Origin of the sequence: Stenotrophomonas sp. MH181796, assembly GCF_009659995.1 — a bacterium.
Taxonomy (GTDB): domain Bacteria; phylum Pseudomonadota; class Gammaproteobacteria; order Xanthomonadales; family Xanthomonadaceae; genus Stenotrophomonas; species Stenotrophomonas riyadhensis.
Window position 1 is genome coordinate 277,782 of the sequence record NZ_RAHU01000005.1, and the last position, 24,030, is coordinate 301,811.

Sequence of the window (24,030 nt, forward strand, 5' to 3'; positions counted from 1 at the left end):
AGAGCGGGTCAAGGGCACCGATTCCCGCATCAGGGAGAGCCGGCCAGCGGCCGGCACTACCCTACGTTTCCGGTAGTGCCGGCCGCTGGCCGGCACCCCTACGATCAGCCCAGGATGCCCGGCAGATCCAGTCCCTTTTCCTTCGCGCAATCAATCGCGATCTCATAGCCTGCATCGGCATGGCGCATCACGCCTGTGGCCGGGTCGTTCCACAGCACGCGGCCAATCCGCTTGGCCGCGGCCTCGGTGCCGTCGCAGACGATCACCATGCCGGCGTGCTGCGAGAAGCCCATGCCGACGCCACCGCCGTGGTGCAGCGACACCCAGGTCGCGCCGCTGGCGGTGTTGAGCAGGGCGTTCAGCAGCGGCCAGTCGGACACCGCATCGGAGCCGTCGGCCATCGCTTCGGTTTCGCGGTTTGGCGACGCCACGCTGCCGCTGTCCAGGTGGTCACGACCAATCACCACCGGTGCCTTCAGTTCACCGTTGGCGACCATTTCGTTGAAGGCCAGACCGAGGCGATCGCGGTCACCCAGGCCCACCCAGCAGATGCGTGCCGGCAGGCCCTGGAACTTGATCTTCTCGGCAGCCATGTCCAGCCAGCGGTGCAGGTGCGGGTTGTCCGGAATCAGTTCCTTCACCTTGGCATCGGTCTTGGCGATGTCTTCCGGGTCGCCGCTCAGTGCGGCCCAGCGGAACGGGCCGATGCCGCGGCAGAACAGCGGGCGGATGTAGGCCGGCACGAAACCCGGGAAGTCGAAGGCATTGGCCACACCTTCTTCCAGTGCCATCTGCCGCAGGTTGTTGCCGTAGTCCACGGTCGGCACGCCCAGCGCGTGGAAGCCGAGCATGGCGCGGATGTGGTTGGCCATCGACGCGCGCGCGGCCTTCTCCACTTCCTTGGGGGCGGAAACGCGCTTCTCATCCCACTGCTCGACCGTCCAGCCCTGCGGCAGGTAGCCGTTCACCGGGTCGTGCGCGGAGGTCTGGTCGGTCAGCAGGTCCGGCTTCACGCCGCGCTTGAGCAGTTCGGCCAGCACGTCGGCCACATTGCCGAGCAGGCCCACCGACTTCGGCGTACCGGCCTTGCACGATTCATCGATCAGGCGCAGCGCTTCGTCCAGGTTGTCGGTCCAGGTATCCAGGTAGCCGGTGCGCAGGCGCATGTCGATGCTGCTCTTGCGGCACTCGACGGCCAGGCAGGAGGCGCCGGCCATTACGGCAGCCAACGGCTGCGCGCCACCCATGCCGCCCAGGCCGCCGGTGAACAGCCACTTCCCGGTCAGGTCGCCACCGAAGTGCTGGCGTCCCATTTCCACGAAGGTCTCGTAGGTGCCCTGTACGATGCCCTGCGCGCCGATGTAGATCCAGCTGCCGGCGGTCATCTGGCCGTACATGGCCAGGCCTTTCTTATCCAGCTCGTTGAAGTGGTCCCAGTTGGCCCAGCGCGGCACCAGGTTGGAATTGGCGATCAGCACGCGCGGTGCATCGGCGTGGGTGCGGAACACGCCCACCGGCTTGCCCGACTGCACCAGCAGGGTCTGGTCATCGTCCAGACGCTTGAGCGTCTCGACGATGGCATCGAAGCTCTCCCAGTCGCGCGCGGCGCGGCCGATGCCGCCATACACCACCAGTTCCTGCGGGCGCTCGGCCACGTCCGGGTGCAGGTTGTTCATCAGCATGCGCAGCGGCGCTTCGGTCAGCCAGCTCTTGGCGTTGAGCGTGGTGCCGGTCGGCGCGGCAATGGTGCGGGTCGGGTCGTTGCGGGTCATGCGGCGCTCCGGTTCGTAGCGAATTCAAGGCAGGCGTTGAGCACCTGCGCCAGGGTGTGGCGCAGCGGTGCGGCGTGGTCGGGGTCGAGCGGGGTGGGCCAGCTGTGTTCGTCCACCTGGTCCGGCAGGGGTTCGTGCATGTAGCCGCGGCAGGCCAGTTCCATCTGCAGGCTGTGCACGCCGCCGGCGATGTTGCTGTAGTGGCGGGTGATCCAGCCGCCCTTGAAGCGGCCGTTGCGCACCTGGCTCATGCCGCTGATCTTCAGCAGGTTCTCCACCACATCGCTCAAGGCGTTGTCGCAGGACGTGTCCGGTGCGCCGGACGGGCCGGCGGTACCAAGGTTGAACTGCGGCAGCTCGCCTTCGAACAGGTGCGGGATATGTGAGCGGATCGAGTGTGCGTCATACACCACGACAGTGCCGAACCTCGCACGCAGGCGCGTGATCTGTGCGGCCAGCGCATCGTGGTAAGGCAGGAAATACGTGTCGCGGCGACGGGCGATTTCCGCGTCATCCGGTTCGCGCCCGGCGTGGTACAGCGGCTGGTTGTCGAAGGTGGTCAGCGGACACAGGCCGGTGGTGTTCTGACCCGGGTACAGCGACGCACCGCTGGGATCGCGGTTGAGGTCGATCACCGAACGCGAGATCGCCGAGCGCACCGTGGTTGCGCCCATGCCGCGCACGAAGTCGTACAGTTCGTGCACCCACCAGTCGGCGTCGCGACGGGCCAGCCACGGCGAGTGGTAGTCGCCGATCAGGTCGTGCGGCAGCTCGCTGCCGGTATGCGGAAAGCTGACGATCAGCGGGGCATCGCCTTCGTGCACCGTCAGCCATTCGGGATGGACATTCATGCCTGCGGTTCCACAGTCGGCAGCAGCTCCGCCAAACCCTGTGCCAGCGCGCCGCTGCGCACCAGGTTCGTGGCGGTCACCATGTCCGGGTGGAAGTAGCGGTCTTCTTCCAGCGTCGGCACTTGTGCACGCAGTGTGGCGCGCACGGATTCCAGCGCGGCACTGGAGCGCAGCGGCGCGTGGAAGTCGCAGCCCTGCGCGGCGGCCAGCAGCTCGATGCCGATCACGTTGGCGGCATTTTCGGCCATCTGCATCAGGCGGCGCGCACCGTGCGCGGCCATCGACACATGGTCTTCCTGATTGGCCGAGGTCGGGATCGAATCGACACTGGCCGGGTAGGCGCGCTGCTTGTTTTCCGAGACCAGCGCGGCGGCGGTCACCTGCGGAATCATGAAGCCGGAATTCAGGCCCGGGCGCGGGGTCAGGAACGCCGGCAGGCCGGACAGCGCCGGGTCGACCAGCATCGCCAGGCGGCGCTCGCTGATCGAACCGATCTCGCACACCGCCATCGCCAGCATGTCGGCGGCGAAGGCGACCGGCTCGGCGTGGAAGTTGCCGCCGGACAGTGCTTCGCCGGTGTCGGTGAACACCAGCGGATTGTCGGACACGCCGTTGGCTTCGATTTCCAGCGTGGTTGCGGCCTGGCGCAGGATGTCCAGCGCTGCGCCCATCACCTGCGGCTGGCAGCGCAGGCAGTACGGGTCCTGCACGCGCACGTCGTTGTCGCGGTGCGATTCGCGGATGTCCGAGCCCTGCATCAGCGTGCGCAGCGTGGCCGCAGTGGCGATCTGTCCGCGCTGGCCGCGGATGGCATGGATGCGCGGGTCGAACGGCGTGTCGGAACCCTTGGCCGCTTCCACCGACAGCGCGCCGGTGACCAGCGCGGCCTGGAACACGGTCTCGATCTCGAACAGGCCGGCCAACGCATAGGCGGTGGAGAACTGGGTGCCGTTGAGCAGGGCCAGGCCTTCCTTCGCGCCCAGCTCGATCGGTTGCAGGCCGGCACGTGCCAGCGCATCGACCGCCGGCAGGCGCTCGTCACCGATGAAGGCTTCACCCACGCCCAGCATCACGCTGGCCAGGTGCGAGAGCGGTGCCAGGTCACCCGAGGCACCCACCGAGCCCTGTGCGGGCACCACCGGCAGCACGCCCTTGACCAGCATCGCTTCGAGCAGCAGCAGGGTCTCCTCGCGGATGCCCGAGGCACCCTGCGCCAGGCTGACCAGCTTCAGCGCCATCATCAGGCGCACCACGCTGGCCGGCATCGGCTCGCCCACACCGGCCGCATGCGAAAGCACGATGTTCCGCTGCAGGGTAGCCAGGTCTTCGCGCTCGATGCGCACGCTGGCCAGCTTGCCGAAGCCGGTGTTGATGCCATACACCGGCGCGCCCTTGGCGACGATGGCGGCGACGGCCGCCGCACTGGCGCGCACCACCGGCAGCGCGGCCGGGTCCAGTGCAAGCGGCGCACCGCGATAGACCTGCCGCCACTGGGCGAGAGTGACATGGCCGGGGCGAAGAACCAGGGTGTTGCTCATGTGTTGCTCCAGGAGGCAGGCAGGTCGGGCTGTCCGCGCACCACGCGCGCGTGCAGCGGGTTGAATCCAATGCGATAGACCAGGTCGGCGGGGGCGTCGATGTCCCAGATCGCCAGGTCGCAGTCCAGGCCCACGGCCAGGCGGCCGATGCGGTTGCCATGGCCCAGCGCGCGCGCCGCTTCACGGGTGAAGCCGGCGATGCACTCGTCCACGGTCAGGCGGAACAGGGTGGCGCCCATGTTCATCGCCAGCAGCGGACTGGTCAGCGGCGAGGTGCCCGGGTTGCTGTCGGTGGCCAGCGCCAGCGGCACGCCGGCCGCACGCAGCGCCGCGATCGGCGGCAGGGTGGTATCGCGGGTGAAATAGAAGGCGCCGGGCAGCAGCACGGCGACGGTGCCGGCCGCCGCCATCGCGGCGATGCCGGCATCGTCCAGGTGTTCGATATGGTCGGCCGAGAGTGCGCCGAAGCTGGCGGCCAGTTCGGCGCCATGCTGGTTGCTCAGCTGCTCGGCGTGGATCTTCACCGCCAGCCCGTTGGCGCGCGCTGCTTCGAAGACCTGCCGCGCCTGCGCCGGCGAGAAGGCGATGTTCTCGCAGAACACATCCACCGATTCGGCCAGGCCTTCGGCGGCGATGGCCGGGATCATCACGTTGCACACCTCGTCGGTGTACTCCTGTGCTTCGCGGCCCGGCGGAATCGCGTGCGCGCCGAGGAAGGTGGTCACCACGTTGACCCGGCATTCCTCGCCCAGCGCGCGCGCCACCTGCAGCTGCTTGCGTTCGTCGGGCAGGGTCAGGCCGTAGCCGGACTTGATCTCGAGGGTGGTCACGCCTTCGGCGCGCATCGCCAGCAGGCGTGGCCGGCTTTCGCTGGCCAGCTGTTCCGGCGTGGCGGCGCGGGTGGCGCGCACGGTGGAGACGATGCCGCCGCCGGCACGGGCGATGTCGGCATAGCTGACGCCCTGCAGGCGCTGCTCGAATTCGTTGGCGCGGTTGCCGGCGTAGACCAGATGGGTGTGGCAGTCGATCAGGCCCGGCGAGATCCAGCGGCCTTCACCGTCGATGCGGGTGGTCGGCTGCAGCTGGGCATCGCTGCCGGCGGTACCCACATGGACGATGCGACCGTCGGCGCAGGCCAGTACGCCATCGCGGATGACACCCAGCCCCTCGCCATCGAGGGTGATCAGGTGAACGTTGGACCAGAGGGTATCGACGTGCATGGCATCCACAACGCGGCTGTGCTTATATGTCTATACAATATAGGTGTCCATTTCGGGTTGTCCAGCCATGTCCGATTCGCGTTCCCCGCACAGTTTCCATGCCGCCCACGCCCTGCTGGTCGAGGGTTGGGCCCGTGATGTCCGCCTGCAGGTGCAGGACGGTCGCATCACGGCGATCCACACGGGGCAGGGCGCCCAGCACGGCGACACCCGCGTCGGCATCCTGGTGCCGGGCCTGCCCAACCTGCACAGCCACGCCTTCCAGCGCGGCATGGCTGGGCTGACCGAGATCGGCGGCGGCGACGGTGACAGCTTCTGGAGCTGGCGCGAGCTGATGTATCGCTTCCTGGCCCATCTGCGCCCGGACGCGGTGCAGGCCATCGCCGCCCAGGCCTACATGGAAATGCTGGAAAGCGGCTTCACCCGCGTCGGTGAATTCCACTACCTGCACCACGATGCTGACGGCCGGCCGTATGCCAACCGTGCCGAGATGAGCGCGCGGATTGCGGCGGCGGCCGACCAGACCGGCATCGGCCTGACCCTGCTGCCGGTGTTCTATGCGCACGCCGATTTCGGCGGTGCGGCGCCGAATCCCGCGCAGCGTCGCTTGATCCACGATGTGGACGGTTTCGCGCAGCTGTTGGATGCCGCCAGGCCGGCATTGGCCGCGCTGCCCGATGCGGTGCTCGGCATTGCACCGCACAGCCTGCGTGCGGTCACCGGAGAGGAACTGAGTGCCCTGCTGCCGCTGACCGACGGCCCGGTGCACATCCACATCGCCGAACAGGTGCGCGAAGTTGAGGCCTGCCTGGCCTGGAGCGGCCAGCGCCCGGTGCAGTGGCTGTACAACCATGCGCCGGTGGATGCGCGCTGGTGCCTGGTGCATGCCACCCACATCACCGATGACGAGCGCGCGGCCATCGTCGCCAGCCACGCCGTGGCTGGCCTGTGCCCGATCACCGAGGCCAATCTGGGCGATGGCCTGTTCCCGATGCAGGCGTTCGCGCGGGAGGGCGGTCGCTTCGGTGTCGGTTCCGATTCCAATGTGCTGATTGATGCGGCCGAAGAACTGCGCCTGCTTGAATACGGCCAACGCCTGACCCTGCGCGGGCGCAATGTGCTGGCACCGGATGCCACCCGCAGCACCGGCCGCTTCCTGTTCGAGGGCGCACTGCAGGGCGGTGCACAGGCCCTGGGCGTGGCCGCCGGCCTGCAGGTCGGCGCCAGTGCCGACCTGGTCGAGCTGGATGCTTCGCACCCGGCGCTACAGGCGCGACAGGACGACGCATGGCTTGACAGCTGGATGTTCGCCGCACGTAATGGCGCGTTGCGATCGGTCTGGCGCCATGGCCGCCAATGCGTGGCCGAGGGCCGCCACCTGCAGCGCGAGGCGATCACCAGCGCCTTTGCTGCCGCCCTGCGCGGCGTGCTGGGCTGATCGCATCCCGCCACTGAGACCCCATCACGTGAAGGCCAGCAAGTCCGCCACGCTCAACCAGCGTATCCGCAGCGATCTGGAAAGCCGCATCCTCAGCGGAGAGTGGGCGCCGGGCTTCCGTATTCCGTACGAGCACGAGCTGATGGAGCAGTACGGCTGCTCGCGGATGACGGTGAACAAGGTGCTGACTGCGCTGGCCGAGAGCGGCATGATCGAGCGCCGCCGTCGCGCCGGCTCATTCGTGGCGCGGCAGCCCCCGCACCTGGAGCAGGTGGCGCTGGAGATTCCCGATATCGCGATGGAGGTCGGCTCGCGCGGCCATCAGTACGCCTATCGTCTGCTGCAGCGCGACCTGCGCCTGGCCGATGCCGGCAATGCCGGCGAAGTGGAGCTGGCCGGCAGCGAAATGCTGCTGGCGATGCGCTGCCTGCACCTGGCTGACGGCCGCCCGCTGGCACTGGAGCATCGCCTGATCAGCCCGGTGGGCGTGCCCGAGGTACTGGAGGTCGATTTCAGCACCACTGCACCGGGCAGCTGGCTGCTGCAGAACGTCTCGTGGACCCGTGCCCAGCACCGCATCAGTGCCTGGGGCGCGGACACCGCCACCGCCAAGCTGCTGGAGGTGAAGCCGGGCACCGCCTGTCTGGTGATCGAGCGCCTGACCTGGCGCGGTGAGCAGCCGATCACCCGTGTGCGTCAGGTGTTCCTCGGCGACGCCTGGGACCTGGTGGCGCGCTTCGCGCCTGGGGCAAGGTAGGGTCGACCCCGCTCGGGACACACTGTCGCCTTGAACTCTGTCGGGGCGTGTGTACGATGTGTATCGTCCCCGCATGAAGAGCAGGGACCTCATCCGGGATCTGGAGGCGGCAGGTTGGACCTGTCGCTGGATTCGCGGATCCCATCATGTATTCGTGCACCCGCAGCACCCTCACATCATCACCGTGCCTCACCCAAGGAAGGATCTGGGCAAAGGGCTGGTGCAGGCGTTGCGGAAGCTCGCAGGACTGACGTAGGAGGGCCCATGCGATATCCAGTCTTGATCGAGGCAGGTGATGAGCGCACCGCGTGGGGTGTGGTCGTTCCGGATCTGCCGGGGTGCTTCTCGGCGGCCGACACGCTTGATGATGCGCTCACTGCGGCGGAAGAGGCCGCGCTCGCCTGGATTGATGCGGCCCTGGATGAGGGACGCTCGATTCCGACACCTTCGGCACCGCAGAAAATCGCCGCCGAGGCATCCAAGGACATCCGTTGGATTCTTGCGTACATCTGCATTGATCCGGCTCTACTGGACGACACTATCGAGCGGGTCAATATCAGCCTGCCACGCCGGATCCTGGCGAGGCTGGATGCGCAGGCCAGAGCGGCGGGTGAATCGCGCTCCAGTTACATCGCCCATCTCGCGGCATTGGGCTGAGCAGGCGCCCTGTAGAGCCGAGCCATGCTCGGCTGCTGTTCGCGCGATGCGCGATGAGTCGAGCGTGGCTCGACGCTACAGAGGCATCCACGCATGGCGTGGATCTACAGACACCCCAATCAATACGTAGCGCACTGCCGCCAGCGTACGGGCTCATCCACGCCAGGGCGGGCGTTGAGCTGGATGCGCACGTTACGCAGGGCGGGGTAGTGCAGCACTTCCTCGCAGACCTGCGGCCACACCGCGTCCAGCTCGCCGGTGCGGTTGATCGCCAGCGTCTGCCGGGTCAGCCAGACACCGCTGGCGATGCCGGGCTTGCCAGCCAAGGCACGGGACAGATCGGCCTGGAAGCGCTCGAGCGTGGCGGCATCCGGGTTGGGATTGCTGCGCGCATCGGTTGAGGGCGTCGGCGCAGGCGCCGTGGTCGGCGGTGTGGTGGCGGGGGGCGGCGCCAGTTCGGGCGCCGCTTCAACCGCAGGCGCAACCGGCGCGGGGGCGCCCGTCTCCTCGGCAACGGGCGGAGCGTCCTGCACATGCAGCCCTTGCAGGCTCAGTCCCACCAGCAGGCCCAGCGTCACCGCGGCGAGCGCGGCTATGGCAATGCGGCGCAGGGCTTCATGGCGGGCACTGGCGCGCACACGGGTTTCGATTTCTGCCGGCAGATAGGGCTGCAGCAACGGCCACAGGCGCGGGCCGTCCAGCACCTCGACGGCCTGCTTCTCGGCGGCGCTGCGGCCGTCGCGTTCGATCCGGCCCTCGGTCAGCAGCACGCCGCCCTTGGCGCCGGCCAGGCGCGCGGCCGCCCCCAGTTCGTTCACTGCGGCGGTACCGATGCGGTAGGCCAGGCCGTGCTTGCAGGACACCAGCCACTGGTTGGGACCATCGCTGAGCAGGAAGTCGCTGCTCGGCTCGCGGGACTCCTCGGCCGGGTCGTTCAGTTCACGCAGGCCGCGCTGTTCGCGCAGCATGCGTTTGACCAGCACGGAGAATTCGCGCCAGTGCATGCCAGCCAAGGCCTGCAGGCCGAGTTGCATCTCCTTCTGCCGCCGCTTGATCCACCACAGATAGACAACGGCCAGGGAACAGGTAAGCAGGGCCGACAGCAGGGCCAGGATCCAAGGGAGCATGCAGGAGGTGCGCGGAAGGGGCGAATGCGGAGGACGACAGTGTAAAGGTCGTGCCGCATCGCTGGATCAGGAGGTTCCTGACAGGAAACGTGATGGCGCGCGCAGATCGGTATACGGCGGACACGAAAAACCCGCCAATCCTGAAGCCGTGAGGGGAGGGAACAAACGGCAGCCGAAGCGATTGGCGGGTTGCTCGCGATTGTCAATCAAAATTTATTGCATTGCAACAATGGCATTCAGGGCACGCTGTCGGGCGACTGATGGCTGCCCGGGGCGGGAGCATCGGCGCCCGAAGCGGCACGGTTCTCCAGCTTGGCCAGGCGCGCATGCAGGGCGTCGATGCGGGCTTCCAGCGCGGTCACCTCGTCCGCAGTGGGGACATGCAGGCGCTTGAGCACGCCCTGCACCTGGTCATCAAAGGCCTTTTCAACCTTGTTCCAGGTGCCGGAGGCCTTCTCCCGGGCCTCGTCCAGCGAGGTTTCGACGTTGTCGCGCCAACCCGGGCCCTGTTCGCCGTGGCGTTCACGGCGGCGGGCCTCCCAGGCTTCGCCTTCCTTCACCAGGCCATCGAAGAAGCGGCTGCCTTCAGCCTGTGCACGGCCCAGGGCGCCCAGGCCTGCCAGCCAGACCTGCTGGGCCGAATCGCTGAGCTTGCGCGAGAAGCGCTCGGCCTGGTCACCGAAAGAGGCGTCGTCGTTGCGGCGGTCGTCGTTTTCGTAGTGGTTCATCGCACTTCCCGTGGGAGTTGGGCCTGTCCCGAGAGTAGCGCGCGATGGCGTTGCACGGCCGTGACGGCCGCCGCCGGGGTTCAGCCCAGCTTTTCCTTCAGCACGCGCTGGATCTCGCCTTCGACCATGCCCTTCATCGCCGACAGCAGGAAGCCCAGCTTGGCGGTGACGCGCACGGCGCCCGGCTGCAGTTCGATCGCACCGTCCACGCCGCTGCCGGAGAAGTTCAGCACATCGGCGGTCCAGGACGACTTCAGGCCGAAGCGCTCGGACAACTTGGCGGCAACCTGTTCGATCGCGGCACGCGCCTGTGCGTCGGGCAGGGCGTGGGCGTGGCGGACATCGATGGTGGACATACGGGCTCCTGGCGCAGGGCGGGGATGATCAATAGAGGGCGAGCATTGTGCGCATCGAGGGCCTTCGCGCCAAGCACTCATCGTGGGTTCTTCTTCGTTGGCGACCAACCTGCTAGGCTGCGCCGCGTGCAGAACCTGCTTGTTCACTTCAGTCAACAACAACAGCCCGACCAGCCGCTGCGGCCCGGGGTGCAACGCATCGTGCGCCAGGCCAACGGTAGTGTGCGGCTCGGCGATGCCGGCAACGGTGCCCTTCTGCTGGCGCAGTTCTGCATGGATGATCGCGGCCTCTGGCTGCAGGTCGGTAACGGTATCCGCGGCATCCACGTGAATGGTCGCCCGGTTCGCCGGATGGCCCTGCTGCGTGCAGGCGATGCGGTGTACGTGGATGGCGTGGAAATGGTCCTGCAGGGCGAAGTCGAGAGCCTGCTGCAGGCGCCCGCACCGAAAAACGACGATGGCTCCGATGAGCAGCAGCGGCTGCTGCGCGGCGTCGGCGGGCTGCACCATGGGCGCAGCTATACCCTGTCGCGGGCCCGCCTGATCGGCCGCGGCAACGACGCCGACATCGCCATCGACGATCCTGCGTTCGCCGAACAGCATGCCCGCGTGGAAGTGCACGGCGAGCGCGTGCTGCTGCGTGACCTGGGCAGTGCCGACGGCACCCGGGTCAATGGCGTGGCCGTGCGCCACTGCTGGCTGCAGGCGGGCGACCAGGTGGTGTTCGATGGGCAGCACCGGTTCGTGCTGGAAGTGCCGCACGACCCGCGCCGGCGTCCGCTGCCTGCGGAAGACGAGTCCAGCCAGGAGGCCGAACAGACCCCGGTGCTGCCGGCCGCGCCGCGCAAGGTCCGGCGCTGGCCGTGGCTGCTGGTGAGTGCGCTGCTGCTGGCCGCACTGCTCAGCCTGCTGCTCTGGTTCGGCGCGCGGTGATCTGAATCCGCTGGAGCCGCCTTGGTGGGTGCCGACCTTGGTCGGCACGCTTCTCCGGTGGGCTTGACGCCTGCGGCGTACGCCGACCAAGGTCGGCGACTACCGGGGCAATGCTCCTGGTCTGAATCCGCTGGATCCGCTCTGGTAGGTGCCGACCTTGGTCGGCACGCTCCTTCGGCGGGTTTGACGCCTGACGGCGTACGCCGAGCAAGGTCGGCGATTGCCGGGGCAATGCTCCTGGTCTGAATCCGCTGGATCCGCTCTGGTAGGTGCCGACCTTGGTCGGCACGCTTCTTCGCCGGGTTTGACGCCTGACGGCGTACGCCGAGCAAGGTCGGCGATTGCCGGGGCAATGCTCCTGGTCTGAATCCGCTGGATCCGCTCTGGTAGGTGCCGACCTTGGTCGGCACGCTTCTTCGCCGGGTTTGACGCCTGACGGCGTACGCCGAGCAAGGTCGGCGATTGCCGGGGCAATGCTCCTGGTCTGAATCCGCTGGATCCGCTCTGGTAGGTGCCGACCTTGGTCGGCACGCTTCTTCGCCGGGTTTGACGCCTGACGGCGTACGCCGAGCAAGGTCGGCGATTGCCGGGGCAATGCTCCTGGTCTGAATCCGCTGGATCCGCTCTGGTAGGTGCCGACCTTGGTCGGCACGCTTCTTCGCCGGGTTTGACGCCTGACGGCGTACGCCGAGCAAGGTCGGCGATTGCCGGGGCAATGCTCCTGGTCTGAATCCGCTGGATCCGCTCTGGTAGGTGCCGACCTTGGTCGGCACGCTTCTTCGCCGGGTTTGACGCCTGACGGCGTACGCCGAGCAAGGTCGGCGACTACCGGCGCCGTGCTGGCGGCCAATGGATTCCAATGAAACCAAATTTCCCTTGCCGCACTAGGCCGCAAGGCTGGTGCACTGCGGCATACTAGGGGTCTTGCCCCACAGGTGTGACATGACGCGCGCGTTCAACTTCAGTGCCGGCCCTGCGACCTTGCCGGAATCGGTCCTGCGCCAGGCGCAGGCGGAAATGCTGGACTGGCACGGTACCGGTGCCTCGATCGTGGAAATGAGCCATCGCGGTGCGGAGTTCATGTCCGTGGCCGCCGAGGCCGAGGCCGACCTGCGTCGCCTGCTCGATATCCCCGAAGACTATGCGGTGCTGTTCCTGTCCGGTGGTGCCACCACCCAGCAGGCGCTGATCCCGCTCAACTTCGCCGCCCCCGGCCAGCGTGCCGACTATGTGGTCAGTGGCCACTGGGGCAAGACCGCGGTCAAGCAGGCCGGTGTCTACGTCGACGTCAACATTGCCGCCAGCAGCGAGGCCGATGGCTACCGCACGCTGCCGCCGCGTGCCGACTGGCAGCTCTCACCCGATGCCGCCTACGTGCACATCACCGCCAACGAGACCATCCACGGCGTCGAGTTCCGTGATGTGCCCGACACCGGCAGCGTCCCGCTGATCGCCGACTTCAGCTCGTCCATCGCCAGTGAACCGCTGGATGTGCGCCGCTATGGCGTGATCTACGCCGGCGCGCAGAAGAACCTGGGCCCGGTCGGCATCGCGGTGATGATCATCCGCCGCGACCTGCTCGAGCGCAGCGGCCAGCCGCGTGCGGACATCTTTGATTACCGCTCGCACGTTGCCCGCGATTCGATGCTCAACACCCCGCCGACCTGGAACTGGTATCTGGCTGGCCTGGTGTTCAAGTGGATGCTGGCCGAAGGCGGCGTGGCCGAGTTTGCCAAGCGCAATGCCGCCAAGGCCGCGCTGGTGTACGGCGCCATTGACGGCTCCGGCGGTTTCTATCGCAATGAAGTGGCGCACGCGGCACGTTCGCGGATGAACATCCCGTTCTTCCTGCCCAGTGCCGAGCTCGATGCGCGTTTCGTCGCCGAAGCCAAGGCCGCCGGCCTGCTGGCGCTGAAGGGCCACAAGGTGGTGGGTGGCATCCGCGCCTCGCTGTACAACGCCATGCCGCTGGCCGGGGCCGAGGCGCTGGTCGCCTTCATGGCCGATTTCCAGCAGCGTCACGGCTGAGCAATGAACGGCGCGCACCGTCGGGTGCGTGCCCCGCAACAAGGAATTCCGATGGCAAGCAGCAAATCCAGCAAGAAGGCGCCGAAGAAGGCCGAACCGGCCAAGGACAGCGCGCCCACCAGGGCGAAGGGCAAGTCCAAGGCCGCGTCGAACCCGGCACCCACCCTGGCGCCGCTGGCGCTGGCCGATGTGCGCTCGAAGATCGACCAGATCGACCGCGACATCCAGAGCCTGATCGCCGAGCGCGCGCGTTTCGCCCACCAGGTCGGCAAGGCCAAGGGCAAGCTCGCCGCTGCCGTCGACTACTACCGCCCCGAGCGCGAAGCGCAGGTGCTGCGCATGGTGGTGGACCGCAACGAAGGCCCGCTCAGCGATGAGCTGCTGGTGCACGTCTACCGCGAGATCATGTCGGCCTGCCTGGCCCAGCAGGAGCCGCTGAAGATCGGCTACCTCGGCCCGGAAGGCACCTTCAGCCAGCAGGCCGTGCTCAAGCACTTCGGCCGCTCCGCGCTGGGCCTGCCGATGGCCAGCATCGAAGAAGTGTTCCAGGAAGTGGAAGCGGGCAACGCCGATTTCGGCGTGGTGCCGGTGGAGAATTCGGGGCAGGGCACCATCCAGATCACCCTGGACATGTTCCTGACCTCCAACCTGAAGATCTGTGGCGAAGTGGAACTGCGCGTGCAGCAGTACCTGATGTCGCGCAGTGGCCGGATCGAGGACATCGAGCGCATCTATGCGCACCCGCAGTCGTTCATGCAGACCTCGGCGTGGCTGCGCGCCAACCTGCCGAAGGCCGAGAAGATTCCGGTATCCAGCAACGCCGAAGGTGCGCGCCGTGCGCGCAACGCCGACGACGCGGCGGCCATTGGTGGCGAGAGCGCCGGCCACGTGTACGGCCTGAAGAAGGTGGTCACCAAGCCGATCCAGAACGATGCCGACAACACCACCCGCTTCCTGGTGGTGGGCCGCAACATCTTCCCGACCTCCGGCCACGACCGCACGTCGGTGCTGGTGTTCATCCATGACAAGCCCGGTGCGCTGTTCGACGTGCTCAGCCCGTTCGCCCGCCACGGCATCAGCATGAACCGCATCGAGTCGCGGCCGTCGCACCACGGCAAGTGGGAATACGGCTTCTTCATCGACCTGGCCGGCCACATCGACGATGCGCCGATGCAGGCGGCGCTGGCCGAACTGGAAGCGCACTCGGCGCAGATCAAGGTGCTGGGCTCCTACCCGGTGGCCGTGCCCTGAGTGCTGCCGCGGCGGCCACGGCCGCCGCTCCCTGATGCATCGCCGGCGCTGCTGGCGTTTACGGAATGATCGAACGATGAGCAACGCGCAACACTGGATCGCCCGCAAGGGCCAGCCGCTGCAGGGCAGCCTGACCATTCCCGGCGACAAGTCGGTCTCGCACCGCTCGGTGATGTTCGCCGCGCTGGCCGATGGCACCTCGCATATCGAAGGTTTCCTGGAAGGCGAAGACACCCGCGCCACTGCGCGCATCTTCGGCCAGCTGGGCGTGCGCATCGAAACCCCCAGCCCGTCGCAGCGCATCGTGCACGGCGTCGGCATCGACGGCCTGAAGGCGCCGGATGCGCCGCTGGACTGCGGCAACGCCGGTACCGGCATGCGCCTGTTGGCCGGCCTGCTGGCGGGCCAGGCGTTCGACTGCACGCTGATCGGCGATGAGTCGCTGTCCGGCCGCCCGATGCGCCGTGTCACCGGCCCGCTGTCGCAGATGGGCGCGAAGATCGACACCCAGGACGACGGGACGCCGCCGCTGCACGTGCATGGCGGGCAATCGCTGCACGGCATCGACTTCGCCTCGCCGGTGGCCAGTGCGCAGATCAAGTCGGCGGTACTGCTGGCCGGCTTGTACGCGCAGGGCGAAACCCAGGTGACCGAACCGCACCCGACCCGCGACTACACCGAGCGCATGCTGTCCGCGTTCGGCGTGGACATCGAATTCTCGCCCGGCAAGGCACGCCTGCGTGGTGGTCAGCGCCTGCGCGCTACTGACATCGTGGTGCCGGCCGACTTCTCCTCGGCCGCGTTCTATCTGGTTGCGGCCAGCATCATTCCCGGCTCCGAGCTGCGCCTGAAGCAGGTCGGCCTGAACCCGCGCCGCACCGGCCTGCTGCACGCGCTGCGCTTGATGGGTGCGGACATCACCGAAGAGAATCCGGCCGAGCAGGGCGGTGAACCGGTGGCGGATCTGGTGGTGCGCTACGCTCCGCTGAAGGGGGCACGCATTCCGGAAGCACTGGTGCCGGACATGATCGACGAGTTCCCGGCGCTGTTCGTGGCCGCCGCCGCCGCCGAAGGCCAGACCGTGGTGAGCGGTGCGGCCGAGCTGCGGGTGAAGGAATCCGACCGCCTTGCCGCGATGGCCACCGGCCTGCGCGCGCTGGGCATGCAGGTGGACGAAACCGAAGACGGTGCCACCCTGCACGGCGGTGTGCGCCTGGGCAGCGGCACCATCGAAAGCCACGGTGACCATCGCATCGCCATGGCCTTCGCCATCGCCGGCCAGATCAGTGACGGCGAAGTGCGCATCAACGATATCGCCAACGTCGCTACGTCCTTCCCGGACTTCGATGGCCTGGCGCGCAGCGCCGGGTTCAATCTGGCCTGAAAGGCCACGCCCGGCGGATGACGCAACCCGGTGGGTGCCAACCTCGGTTGGCACGCTCATATCGCCCGGTAGGTGCCAACCTTGGTTGGCACGCTCACATCACCCGGTAGGTGCCGACCTTGGTCGGCACGCTTCTCCGCATAAAAGGACGGAGGCCGAAGCCTCCGTCGAAACATCACGAACCCCTCGTCCGCGATCAACGCTGCTCGGTGCGGAAATCCACCGGGACCCGCACCACGCTTGCTACTGCACGGCCTTCCTGCATCGCCGGCTGGAACTTCCAGTTCTGCACGGTGCTGAGCACCGCACGATCCAGGTCGCGGCTGCGCTCGCCGCTGCGCGAAACGATCGCAGCGTTGGCGACATTGCCACGGGTATCGACATTCAGGCTGGCGATCACGCTGCCCTGCACGCCACTGCGCAGTGCGGCAGCGGGGTAGGTGGGCATGCGGTTGCTGGCCAGCGGGCGCGCTTCGCGATTGCGTATCGCCGGTGCGGCCTTGTGCTGGCGGGAGGCTGGTGCAGCCTGGCGCGTTGCAGGTGCTGCTGCATCGGTCGCCGCAGCCTGCTCAGGGGCGGGCAACATGCGCTCACCGACCGGTGCCGGCGCCACATCCTCCTGGTTGGAATGGCGCAGCCACAGCAGGGCGGCTGCAAACATCGCCACGATCAGCGCGATCCACATCCAGGGCGACGTGGGCTTGTGCTGCACGCTCGAATCCTGCTGCAGCTGCGGCGAATGAAGGTCTTCGTGGGTGGTGGCAGTCATCGCAAACTCCTTCCGTCAACTGACGACGTGGGAAGTGTTGCCCGAGCCATGGACGAGAAGTGTCAGCGTTGCGTCAACGCCACCGGCAGGGTTCAGTTTGCCTGCCGGGAAGCGTTCAGTTACTGCGTCTTGAAGTCGAACGGTACTTCAATGCTGCCGGGCACGGCCTGGCCATTGCTCTGCGCCGGGGTGAAGCGCCAGCGGCGCACGGCATCGGTGGCGGCACGGTCGAGCTCGCGTGAGCCGCTGCGCTGGATCACTGTGGCGTTGTTCGGGTAGCCGGTGGCATCCACATCCACGCGTACCACCACCGTGCCGGTTTCACCTGCGCGCAGGGCGGCGGCGGGGTATGACGGCGGCGGTGACTGGCCAGCAATCGGCATCGGCTGGCTGTTGCCGGTCGCGGCCGGCGCCGCGCCCGGGGCGGCCGGGGCCGGCTCGGCGATCGGGGCGGGTGGCGGCGGAGCGGTTTCGACCAGCTTCGGCGCTTCTTCCTCCACCGGTGCCGGCTTGGCGTCAGGCATGTCGCTGGAACCGGCTGCAGCGGCCAAGGGTTCCGGCAGGGGCTCGACCTGGGCGGTTTCCTGCGGGGTCTGTGCGGCCGGGTCGGCGCGGAAGAACTCCTTGTCACGGCCGGTCAGCCAGACCAGCACGAACAGCAGCATGCCCACGCCGAAGGCGATGCCGGCGATCTTCAGGGCGTTGCGCGGGATATGCACAGTGAACGACTTGGCGGACGACGAGCGGGGTGCAGACATGGACCGGACCAGTACGGAATAGCCCGATTCTGCCACGCCGGGAATGAACCGGGCGGCAGAAATCCGTATAACAAGCGATAATCCCATCCCTGATACCCACCACGACACCTGCCATGCTTGATCCAGCCCTGCTCCGCCACCAGCCCGCCGACCTCGCCGAACGCCTGCGCACCAGCCGCGGCTTCGAGCTCGACGTGTCTGCCCTGGAGTCCCTGGAGGCCGATCGCAAGCGCATCCAGGTGCGGACCCAGGAGCTGCAGAGCCTGCGTAACAGCCGTTCCAAGGCCATCGGCCAGGCCAAGGCGAAGGGCGAGGACGTGTCGGCCATCATGGCCGAGGTCGCTGCCTTCGCCGACGAGCTGAAGGCTTCGGAAGTGGCGCTGGACGAGCTGCGCGAGAAGATCGATGCCATTTCGATGGGCATTCCGAACCTGCCGGCCGATGACGTGCCGGCCGGTGCCGACGAGAACGACAACGTCGAGCAGGCGCGCTGGGGAACCCCGCGCCAGTTCGACTTCAAGGTGCTCGATCACGTCGAACTGGGCGCCCGCAACGGTTGGCTGGACGGCGAAACCGCCGCCAAGCTGTCCGGTTCGCGCTTCACCGTGCTGCGCGGCCCGATTGCGCGCCTGCACCGCGCCCTGGCCCAGTTCATGGTCGACCTGCACACCGGTGAGCACGGCTACGAGGAAACCAACGTGCCGCTGCTGGTCAACGCCGATTCGCTGCGCGGCACCAGCCAGCTGCCGAAGTTCGAGGACGACCTGTTCAAGACCGCCGTGGGTGATTCCACGCGTTACCTGATCCCGACCTCGGAAGTACCGCTGACCAACATCGTGCGCGATGAGATCGTCGATGCCGAACGCCTGCCGCTGCGCATGACCGCCCACTCGATGTGCTTCCGTGCCGAGGCCGGCAGCGGTGGCCGCGACGTGCGCGGCATGATCCGCCAGCATCAGTTCGAGAAGGTCGAGCTGGTCTCGATCAGCCGCCCGGAGGACAGCGACGCCGAACACCAGCGCATGACCCGTTGCGCCGAAGTGGTGCTGGAAAAGCTGGGCCTGCCGTACCGCAAGGTGCTGCTGTGCACCGGCGACATGGGCTTCTCGGCGGTGAAGACCTACGATCTGGAAGTCTGGCTGCCGTCGCAGGAGACGTACCGCGAAATCTCCTCGTGCTCGAACTGTGGTGATTTCCAGGCCCGCCGCATGCAGGCCCGCTGGCGCAACCCGGCCACTGGCAAACCGGAACTGGCGCATACCTTGAACGGTTCGGGCGTGGCGGTGGGCCGCGCGATGATCGCGGTGATGGAGAACTACCAGAACGCCGACGGCAGCATCACCGTACCGGAAGCGCTGCGCCCGTACATGGGTGGCTTGGAAACCATCGGCTGATAGTCGATGGGGTAGGTGCCATGCTTGCATGGCACTGCTTTGGCTCTGGTGGGTGCCATGCTTGCATGGCACTGCTTTGGCTCTGGTGGGTGCCATGCTTGCACGGCACTGCTCTGGCTTTGGTGGGTGCCATGCTTGCACGGCACTGCTCTGGCTCTGGTGGGTGCCATGCTTGCATGGCACCGAATCCACGCATGGCGTGGACCTACAATGCGGGGTACATCCACGCCATGCGTGGATGTACCGCGCAATCACCCCACAACCCGCAGCTTCTCCAACGGCACCCAGCCCGGTTCGCCCGTCTCCGGCACGCACCACGCCCAGCCATTGAGCGTGCGCTGCCCGCGCAGCACCTGCCCGGGATCCACATCCAGTTCCCGCGCGCAGTAATCTTCCGTGGCAAACGCGCCACCCTGCGCATCGCGGCCGATCACCGGCGCCGGCACGAATCCGGGCTGCTGGCCCTCGGCTTCGCACAGGAACCAGTCATCCCAGCCCTCGGGGCCTTCATAACATTCGCCCACCACCAGCGCCTGCCCGCGGCGTAGGGTGATCGGGTGCGGAAACTCGCTGCGGTGCGCAGTCGTCACGATGTAGTCCATGCCGCAAGCCTAGCGCGTCCAAAAGAAAACGGCCCCGCAAAGCGGGGCCGCCAGGGTGGGCCGGGATGGGGGAGGGGATCCCGGCCCGCGTTCAGCGCCCAGACGAGGAGAGAGGGGCGCTGAACGTTGGAACGCGTTACGCAGCGACGGCTTCATCCGCTGCGTGCGACGGCAGTGCTGCCAGCGCGCCGGCAATGGCGTCTTCACGGTGCTGCGGCGAGTAGGCGATGCCTTCGGCACGCACGAATTCGACTTCGTTGATGCCCATGAAGGCGAACACCTGGCGCAGGAACGGCTCCTGGAAGTCGGCCGGCGAGTCGGTGTAGATGCCGCCGCGGCTGCTGGCGATGATCACCCGCTTGCCACCGGCCAGGCCCACCGGGCCGTTCTCGGTGTACTTGAAGGTGCGGCCGGCCACGGCCACGCGGTCGATCCAGGCCTTCAGCGTGGACGGAATGCTGAAGTTGTACATCGGCGCGCCGATCACCACGATGTCGGCCTCCAGGAACTGCTGCATCACCTGTTCAGCGTCGGTCGCCTCGGCGGCATCGGTCTTGGCCAGCGAGCTGCTGCGCAGATGCGGTACCGGATTGGCGTCAAGATCGCGATAATCGACCTGCAGGCCGTCGATCTGGCCCGTGAAGCGGGCGACCACGGCGGCCGACAGCTGGCGCGAGACGGAGTTGTCGCCAAGCACGCTGGCGTCGAGATGCAGAAGCTTCATGGCAGTCACCTATGTTCTGGGAGGAAGGGGCGGGGTGGCCCCGCCGACGGAGAGAACGATAGGTTGTTGCAAAGACGGAATAAAGGTGATTGAATGCCACGTATTGTTCTAGATATGGAACTCGGGCATGCATGACCTGAATGATCTGTACTACTTCGCGATGGTGGTCGACCACGGCGGGTTCGCCGCCGCCGAGCGCGCGCTGGGCATTCCCAAGTCGCGACTGAGCCGCCGCATCAGCCAGCTGGAAACCGACCTGGGCGTGCGCCTGCTGCAGCGCTCCACGCGTCGTTTTGCCGTTACCGACGTGGGCACCAGCGTGCACCGCCATGCGCAGACGATGCTGGCCGAAGCACAGGCCGCCCGCGAAGTGGTGGACCGCCTCAGCGCCGAACCGCGCGGCGTAGTGCGCGCCAGCGTGCCGGTGTCGCTGGCGCAGATGCAGCTGCCCAAGCTGCTGCCCAAGTTCCTTGAGCAGTACCCGAAGGTGCGCCTGCAGTTGAACATCAGCAACCGCCGCGTGGACATCATCAATGAAGGCTACGACGTGGCCCTGCGCGTGCGTTCGCGCCTGGACGACGACGGCAGCCTGGTGATGCGCAGCTTCGGCCAGGTGCAGGAACTGCTGGTAGCCAGCCCGAAGTACCTGGACCGCGCCGGCCGCCCGAAGGACCCGGAAGAGCTGACCCAGCACGTCACCCTGAGCATCAGCGAAGACGAAGCGCGCCAGCGCTGGGAGCTGCATGGCCCGGAAGGCGAAGTGCGCCGGGTCGACCTGCAGCCGCGCGTGGCCGGTTTCGACTTCCCGCTGCTGCAGAGCATGGTGAAGGACGGTTTCGGCATCACCATGCTGCCGGAAACCGTCTGCGCCGACGCCGTGCGCAACGGCGAGCTGGAAGTGGTGCTGCCGGACTGGTCGCTGCCGCAGGGCGTGTGCCATGCCGTGTTCGCCTCGCGCCGCGGCCTGCTGCCGGCGGTACGCGTGTTCATCGACTTCCTGGCCGAGCACCTGCCGCCGCAGCTGGAGGCCTCGCGCCTGGATTGCGGTGGCGCCTGTGAAAAGGCCAAGGAGCGGATCAAGGCCAGTGCACTGGGTGCGCTGGCGGTGGATGCCGGCTGAGAGAGCTGACGGTAGCGCCGGGCCATGCCCGGCGTTGTTGTTTTCCGGCGCCGATCACTTCCGGCCGAACAGCCGGTCCCAGAAGCTGCGGCGTCGCGGCGCGGCCGGTGGCGGTTCGGCTGCAACGACGGGCGCTTCCAGCACCGCCATCAACTCTGCGCTGCGTGGCTTCTTCAGGAACCGCGCGTAGTCCAGGTAGCTGGTGACCTTGCTCATGTGCAGGCGCTCGGGCATCGCCGGCAATGCACCTCCCTGCAGCAGCACCCGCAATGCCTGCGGACGGTCCAGGCGGATCGCCTCGAACATTGCGGTGCCGCCACAGCCCGGCTCGATCTGGTTGGCGCGCTGCGGCGCGTCCTTCAGCAGGGGGCGCAGTGCCTCTACGTCGTCCCGTTCCACGGCAGCTACCAGCCTGGCCAGCGCCTCGGCTTCCGCAGGTGGCAGGTTGTCCCGGTAGGCCTGATCGGCGATCTCGCGCTCGTCGCGCCCATCACCGCCCTCGATGCAGAGGAAGTCGGTGACCAGCGCGACTGGAGTGCCGGACGTATCCAGCGCCCAGTAGCTGGGATAGACGCCATCGCCCCAGCCACTGGTGAATACGACCAGGCCGTGTGGTGAGTCTTCGCCCCACGGACGGTACTCGGCGCCTTCATCGAGGCCCTCGTGGTCGATCAGTGCATCCGACCACGTGTTGTCTTCGTCGCCATCGGCCTGTTCGATCAGGGTCAGCAGCGCCCGCTGGGTGTCTGTATCCATGAAGCAGCCGATGCCGGCGTCGACCGGGTAGCCGATGAAACTGTCCTCATCGAGTCCAGTCAGGTCCTGCGTGGTCCAGCGCGCCATCTGCCAGTGCAGGGCAGACGCGGTGAGCAACTGGCGCGGCTTGAACCAGACCACGGCCAGCGCCGGGCGGCCGCTATGCACGATGACTTCGACCGAGTGCCGGCCCAGCGGGGCAGTGTAGTCAGCCAGCGCGGGTGCCTCGGCCTGGACCAGCGGATCGCAGACCACCAGGTGCCCGCTGCTGACCGGCAGGTGCCCGGCGAAGGTGCGGTGCAGGGCCACCGCAGCCAACTGGGTGTCATCCAGCAGGGTGGTGCGCAGGTTGGCCAGATCGAGATGGGCCATGGCGGCTCCGATTGCAGTGGAGGCCCCACCGTGCCGGATGCGGAGGGCAGGGGCAAGGGTGGTCTTGGGCAAATGCCGTTCACGTGCGAGAATACGCCGCTGCCCGGGCAACCGGGACCCGATTGGAGAGATGGCCGAGCGGTTTAAGGCACCGGTCTTGAAAACCGGCGAAGGGTTAAACCTTCCGTGGGTTCGAATCCCACTCTCTCCGCCAAGATTTCAGGTAAGTCATTGAACGAAGGGGCTTATCTTGTTGAGCTTCGTGTCGTTCCCTACTTTGTTCCCTAAGCGTTCCACTGGTTACAATTGGGCAGCCAAGAAGGGGAGTGGTTATGACGAAGTCAACTACGTTCGAAGTCGCCTACGGCCCCTTGGTCGATGTCTGCAAGGCTCATGGCATTTCGCGGACGCGAGCATTCCAATACGCTCGTGACGGTCTCTTGGAGACGTTCCCGATGGGTAACCGGACCTTCGTGTATGTCGCTAGCGTGCATGCGCTTCCAGAACGCCTGGGGCTAGCACGTCGCAGAGCCGAAACGGAAGCGCAGTAGCTGAGCCGGCCTTACCGGGAGTGCCGCAGAAATGGCTCGCATTAAACGACGGATGGGCGCTTTACTAGCGATAGCCTCTTGAACACCCGCCGGACCTGGGTGGCCGTCCACCGCTTCCCTCTGCGTGTCAGCCAGCCGTGCGCATTGAGCCAAGTCGCGTACTCAGTCAGGCTCATCCCAGGTTGTTCTTGCATTGCCCTGTAAAGCAATTCTCCAGTCTCAATGCTGTAACTGTCTGCCAGTAGGCGCCGCTTTTGGTTCGCTCGATTGGTGTCCTGATTTCGGACTTGCCCTAGGTGTGGATTTCCGCCTGGCCTCGCCATCCTCTTCCTATTTGCGAAATGTAAAGCAGCCATACAAATACCTCACGAGAGCACAGAAACGCAATGCTCCGCGAGGAACGCAATGGAAGACCAGAAATACGAAGCGCGACAAACCGAGCTGCAGAAGGGGTTAGCAGGTCATTTCCTGCAGGACGACTACAACGCCTTCGTTACCTTGACCTTCAAGTCTGAAGACTCAGTTAGCTACCACCACGCTGAGAAGACCTTTGGTCGCTTCCTCCACGCGCTCCGGTGCAGCCTGTACAAGGAAAGATGCACGTACAGGATGCCCTTGATTCCGGTCGTTGAAAGTTATCCAGGGAGGTCGTTGTGCAGCGGCGCTCCTTATGACCCCATCGAGCGGACTCATATCCATTGCTGCATCAAGCTTCCCGGAAATCCACTAGACCATAAGGAACTGGTTAGGGAGAAGTGGCTTGCTGCAGGCGAAGTATGCGGAGACCCACATGTCTACGACCGAAATGGCGACAGGTGGTTCATTGAGATTGCAACGCCTGCCGAAATGAGGACGTACGTCAACTACTCATTGAAGCAGTGCTGCAGCGACCACCAGCCTGTGCTCTGGAACTTTGCGCGCAAGATTCGGACTGCTTGATTAGC

The 24,030-nt window shown here is 66.7% G+C and carries 23 protein-coding genes and 1 tRNA gene; 12 read left to right on the top strand and 12 right to left on the bottom strand.

Going from position 1 to position 24,030, the window contains the following annotated elements:
* Nucleotides 1–104: 104 nt before the first annotated feature.
* The 4 genes from hutU to hutI are packed head-to-tail and all read right to left on the bottom strand — an operon-like array spanning nt 105 to nt 5,381.
* Nucleotides 105–1,772: a urocanate hydratase gene (hutU, locus tag D5301_RS14240; RefSeq protein WP_049399643.1), complete on the bottom strand. Its 1,668-nt coding sequence runs from the start codon at nt 1,770–1,772 to the stop codon at nt 105–107.
* Nucleotides 1,769–2,623: an N-formylglutamate deformylase gene (hutG, locus tag D5301_RS14245; protein ID WP_153856019.1), complete on the bottom strand. Its 855-nt coding sequence runs from the start codon at nt 2,621–2,623 to the stop codon at nt 1,769–1,771. Before hutG ends, hutU begins: the two co-directional genes overlap by 4 nt.
* A complete protein-coding gene (hutH, locus tag D5301_RS14250) occupies nt 2,620–4,161 on the bottom strand; it encodes a histidine ammonia-lyase (RefSeq protein ID WP_110712775.1) in 1,542 nt (513 codons plus the stop codon). Before hutH ends, hutG begins: the two co-directional genes overlap by 4 nt.
* Nucleotides 4,158–5,381, bottom strand: a complete 1,224-nt coding sequence (gene hutI / locus D5301_RS14255) for an imidazolonepropionase (RefSeq protein WP_153856020.1) — start codon at nt 5,379–5,381, stop codon at nt 4,158–4,160. The genes hutH and hutI overlap by 4 nt, the downstream gene beginning before the upstream one ends.
* A gap of 67 nt (nt 5,382–5,448) precedes the next feature.
* On the opposite strand from hutI, the gene D5301_RS14260 reads away from it, so the two are divergent.
* The 4 genes from D5301_RS14260 to D5301_RS14275 all read left to right on the top strand — a co-directional run bounded on the left by D5301_RS14260 (nt 5,449) and on the right by D5301_RS14275 (nt 8,233).
* Nucleotides 5,449–6,819 (top strand): formimidoylglutamate deiminase, encoded by a 1,371-nt coding sequence (locus D5301_RS14260; protein WP_153856021.1) that lies wholly within the window; start codon nt 5,449–5,451, stop codon nt 6,817–6,819.
* Nucleotides 6,820–6,847: 28 nt separating this feature from the next.
* Nucleotides 6,848–7,576: a histidine utilization repressor gene (gene hutC / locus D5301_RS14265; RefSeq protein WP_253144304.1), complete on the top strand. Its 729-nt coding sequence runs from the start codon at nt 6,848–6,850 to the stop codon at nt 7,574–7,576.
* 73 nt (nt 7,577–7,649) lie between these two features.
* Complete coding sequence (locus D5301_RS14270; protein WP_153856022.1) at nt 7,650–7,832, top strand: type II toxin-antitoxin system HicA family toxin; 183 nt, start codon at nt 7,650–7,652, stop codon at nt 7,830–7,832.
* An 8-nt stretch (nt 7,833–7,840) separates the two neighbouring features.
* Nucleotides 7,841–8,233, top strand: a complete 393-nt coding sequence (locus tag D5301_RS14275) for a type II toxin-antitoxin system HicB family antitoxin (protein ID WP_134951390.1) — start codon at nt 7,841–7,843, stop codon at nt 8,231–8,233.
* A gap of 119 nt (nt 8,234–8,352) precedes the next feature.
* On the opposite strand, the gene D5301_RS14280 is transcribed toward D5301_RS14275, so the two are convergent.
* The 3 genes from D5301_RS14280 to D5301_RS14290 all read right to left on the bottom strand — a co-directional run bounded on the left by D5301_RS14280 (nt 8,353) and on the right by D5301_RS14290 (nt 10,444).
* Nucleotides 8,353–9,360, bottom strand: a complete 1,008-nt coding sequence (locus D5301_RS14280; protein ID WP_110712771.1) for a restriction endonuclease — start codon at nt 9,358–9,360, stop codon at nt 8,353–8,355.
* A 236-nt stretch (nt 9,361–9,596) separates the two neighbouring features.
* The gene (locus D5301_RS14285; protein ID WP_110712770.1) at nt 9,597–10,088 is read right to left on the bottom strand and encodes a phasin family protein; all 492 of its coding nucleotides are present in this window, start codon (nt 10,086–10,088) and stop codon (nt 9,597–9,599) included.
* An 80-nt stretch (nt 10,089–10,168) separates the two neighbouring features.
* Nucleotides 10,169–10,444, bottom strand: a complete 276-nt coding sequence (locus D5301_RS14290) for a polyhydroxyalkanoic acid system family protein (protein WP_005417302.1) — start codon at nt 10,442–10,444, stop codon at nt 10,169–10,171.
* Nucleotides 10,445–10,570: 126 nt separating this feature from the next.
* On the opposite strand from D5301_RS14290, the gene D5301_RS14295 reads away from it, so the two are divergent.
* The 4 genes from D5301_RS14295 (at nt 10,571) to aroA (ending at nt 16,040) form a co-directional block, all read left to right on the top strand.
* Nucleotides 10,571–11,377, top strand: a complete 807-nt coding sequence (locus tag D5301_RS14295) for an FHA domain-containing protein (protein WP_132810424.1) — start codon at nt 10,571–10,573, stop codon at nt 11,375–11,377.
* 942 nt (nt 11,378–12,319) lie between these two features.
* A complete protein-coding gene (gene serC / locus D5301_RS14300; RefSeq protein ID WP_110712768.1) occupies nt 12,320–13,405 on the top strand; it encodes a 3-phosphoserine/phosphohydroxythreonine transaminase in 1,086 nt (361 codons plus the stop codon).
* Nucleotides 13,406–13,456: 51 nt separating this feature from the next.
* Nucleotides 13,457–14,656 (top strand): prephenate dehydratase, encoded by a 1,200-nt coding sequence (pheA, locus tag D5301_RS14305; protein ID WP_094000930.1) that lies wholly within the window; start codon nt 13,457–13,459, stop codon nt 14,654–14,656.
* Between the two features lie 76 nt (nt 14,657–14,732).
* Nucleotides 14,733–16,040, top strand: coding sequence for a 3-phosphoshikimate 1-carboxyvinyltransferase (gene aroA / locus D5301_RS14310; protein ID WP_110712767.1), 1,308 nt, complete (start codon nt 14,733–14,735; stop codon nt 16,038–16,040).
* Between the two features lie 196 nt (nt 16,041–16,236).
* On the opposite strand, the gene D5301_RS14315 is transcribed toward aroA, so the two are convergent.
* Together D5301_RS14315 and D5301_RS14320 are read right to left on the bottom strand one after the other, a co-directional pair.
* Complete coding sequence (locus tag D5301_RS14315) at nt 16,237–16,809, bottom strand: energy transducer TonB (protein WP_153856023.1); 573 nt, start codon at nt 16,807–16,809, stop codon at nt 16,237–16,239.
* Between the two features lie 119 nt (nt 16,810–16,928).
* Nucleotides 16,929–17,567 (bottom strand): energy transducer TonB, encoded by a 639-nt coding sequence (locus D5301_RS14320; RefSeq protein WP_110712765.1) that lies wholly within the window; start codon nt 17,565–17,567, stop codon nt 16,929–16,931.
* 113 nt (nt 17,568–17,680) lie between these two features.
* On the opposite strand from D5301_RS14320, the gene serS reads away from it, so the two are divergent.
* Nucleotides 17,681–18,961, top strand: a complete 1,281-nt coding sequence (serS, locus tag D5301_RS14325; RefSeq protein ID WP_032129791.1) for a serine--tRNA ligase — start codon at nt 17,681–17,683, stop codon at nt 18,959–18,961.
* Nucleotides 18,962–19,212: 251 nt separating this feature from the next.
* Here the strand turns inward: serS and D5301_RS14330 are convergent, their stop codons facing one another.
* Together D5301_RS14330 and D5301_RS14335 are read right to left on the bottom strand one after the other, a co-directional pair.
* The gene (locus D5301_RS14330; RefSeq protein ID WP_153856024.1) at nt 19,213–19,563 is read right to left on the bottom strand and encodes a ligand-binding protein SH3; all 351 of its coding nucleotides are present in this window, start codon (nt 19,561–19,563) and stop codon (nt 19,213–19,215) included.
* A gap of 136 nt (nt 19,564–19,699) precedes the next feature.
* Complete coding sequence (locus D5301_RS14335) at nt 19,700–20,287, bottom strand: NAD(P)H-dependent oxidoreductase (RefSeq protein WP_014037684.1); 588 nt, start codon at nt 20,285–20,287, stop codon at nt 19,700–19,702.
* Nucleotides 20,288–20,414: 127 nt separating this feature from the next.
* Here D5301_RS14335 and D5301_RS14340 point away from each other — a divergent pair, with 127 nt between their 5' ends.
* Nucleotides 20,415–21,407 (top strand): LysR family transcriptional regulator, encoded by a 993-nt coding sequence (locus D5301_RS14340; RefSeq protein WP_005410175.1) that lies wholly within the window; start codon nt 20,415–20,417, stop codon nt 21,405–21,407.
* A gap of 54 nt (nt 21,408–21,461) precedes the next feature.
* Here D5301_RS14340 and D5301_RS14345 read toward each other — a convergent pair whose 3' ends face one another.
* Entirely contained in the window at nt 21,462–22,535 is a 1,074-nt protein-coding gene (locus tag D5301_RS14345; RefSeq protein WP_153856025.1) for a DUF4241 domain-containing protein, read from the bottom strand.
* A 124-nt stretch (nt 22,536–22,659) separates the two neighbouring features.
* Between D5301_RS14345 and D5301_RS14350 the strand changes: the two genes are divergently transcribed.
* Both D5301_RS14350 and D5301_RS14360 read left to right on the top strand, forming a co-directional pair.
* Nucleotides 22,660–22,749: transfer RNA gene (locus tag D5301_RS14350), tRNA-Ser, on the top strand.
* A gap of 742 nt (nt 22,750–23,491) precedes the next feature.
* On the top strand, nt 23,492–24,025 hold the full coding sequence (locus D5301_RS14360; RefSeq protein ID WP_059064574.1) for a hypothetical protein: 534 nt from the start codon (nt 23,492–23,494) through the stop codon (nt 24,023–24,025).
* Nucleotides 24,026–24,030 lie beyond the last annotated feature (5 nt).

Bases quoted from the DNA above. Each gene is read 5' to 3' on its own strand.
- D5301_RS14315 (WP_153856023.1), bottom strand. From the start codon at position 16,809: ATGACTGCCACCACCCACGAAGACCTTCATTCGCCGCAGCTGCAGCAG.
- D5301_RS14320 (WP_110712765.1), bottom strand. From the start codon at position 17,567: ATGTCTGCACCCCGCTCGTCGTCCGCCAAGTCGTTCACTGTGCATATC.
- D5301_RS14290 (WP_005417302.1), bottom strand. From the start codon at position 10,444: ATGTCCACCATCGATGTCCGCCACGCCCACGCCCTGCCCGACGCACAG.
- serS (WP_032129791.1), top strand. From the start codon at position 17,681: ATGCTTGATCCAGCCCTGCTCCGCCACCAGCCCGCCGACCTCGCCGAA.
- D5301_RS14345 (WP_153856025.1), bottom strand. From the start codon at position 22,535: ATGGCCCATCTCGATCTGGCCAACCTGCGCACCACCCTGCTGGATGAC.
- serC (WP_110712768.1), top strand. From the start codon at position 12,320: ATGACGCGCGCGTTCAACTTCAGTGCCGGCCCTGCGACCTTGCCGGAA.
- hutU (WP_049399643.1), bottom strand. From the start codon at position 1,772: ATGACCCGCAACGACCCGACCCGCACCATTGCCGCGCCGACCGGCACC.
- pheA (WP_094000930.1), top strand. From the start codon at position 13,457: ATGGCAAGCAGCAAATCCAGCAAGAAGGCGCCGAAGAAGGCCGAACCG.
- D5301_RS14335 (WP_014037684.1), bottom strand. From the start codon at position 20,287: ATGAAGCTTCTGCATCTCGACGCCAGCGTGCTTGGCGACAACTCCGTC.
- D5301_RS14275 (WP_134951390.1), top strand. From the start codon at position 7,841: ATGCGATATCCAGTCTTGATCGAGGCAGGTGATGAGCGCACCGCGTGG.
- hutH (WP_110712775.1), bottom strand. From the start codon at position 4,161: ATGAGCAACACCCTGGTTCTTCGCCCCGGCCATGTCACTCTCGCCCAG.
- hutG (WP_153856019.1), bottom strand. From the start codon at position 2,623: ATGAATGTCCATCCCGAATGGCTGACGGTGCACGAAGGCGATGCCCCG.
- D5301_RS14330 (WP_153856024.1), bottom strand. From the start codon at position 19,563: ATGGACTACATCGTGACGACTGCGCACCGCAGCGAGTTTCCGCACCCG.
- aroA (WP_110712767.1), top strand. From the start codon at position 14,733: ATGAGCAACGCGCAACACTGGATCGCCCGCAAGGGCCAGCCGCTGCAG.
- D5301_RS14285 (WP_110712770.1), bottom strand. From the start codon at position 10,088: ATGAACCACTACGAAAACGACGACCGCCGCAACGACGACGCCTCTTTC.
- D5301_RS14260 (WP_153856021.1), top strand. From the start codon at position 5,449: ATGTCCGATTCGCGTTCCCCGCACAGTTTCCATGCCGCCCACGCCCTG.
- D5301_RS14340 (WP_005410175.1), top strand. From the start codon at position 20,415: ATGCATGACCTGAATGATCTGTACTACTTCGCGATGGTGGTCGACCAC.
- D5301_RS14280 (WP_110712771.1), bottom strand. From the start codon at position 9,360: ATGCTCCCTTGGATCCTGGCCCTGCTGTCGGCCCTGCTTACCTGTTCC.
- D5301_RS14270 (WP_153856022.1), top strand. From the start codon at position 7,650: ATGAAGAGCAGGGACCTCATCCGGGATCTGGAGGCGGCAGGTTGGACC.
- D5301_RS14360 (WP_059064574.1), top strand. From the start codon at position 23,492: ATGGAAGACCAGAAATACGAAGCGCGACAAACCGAGCTGCAGAAGGGG.
- hutI (WP_153856020.1), bottom strand. From the start codon at position 5,381: ATGCACGTCGATACCCTCTGGTCCAACGTTCACCTGATCACCCTCGAT.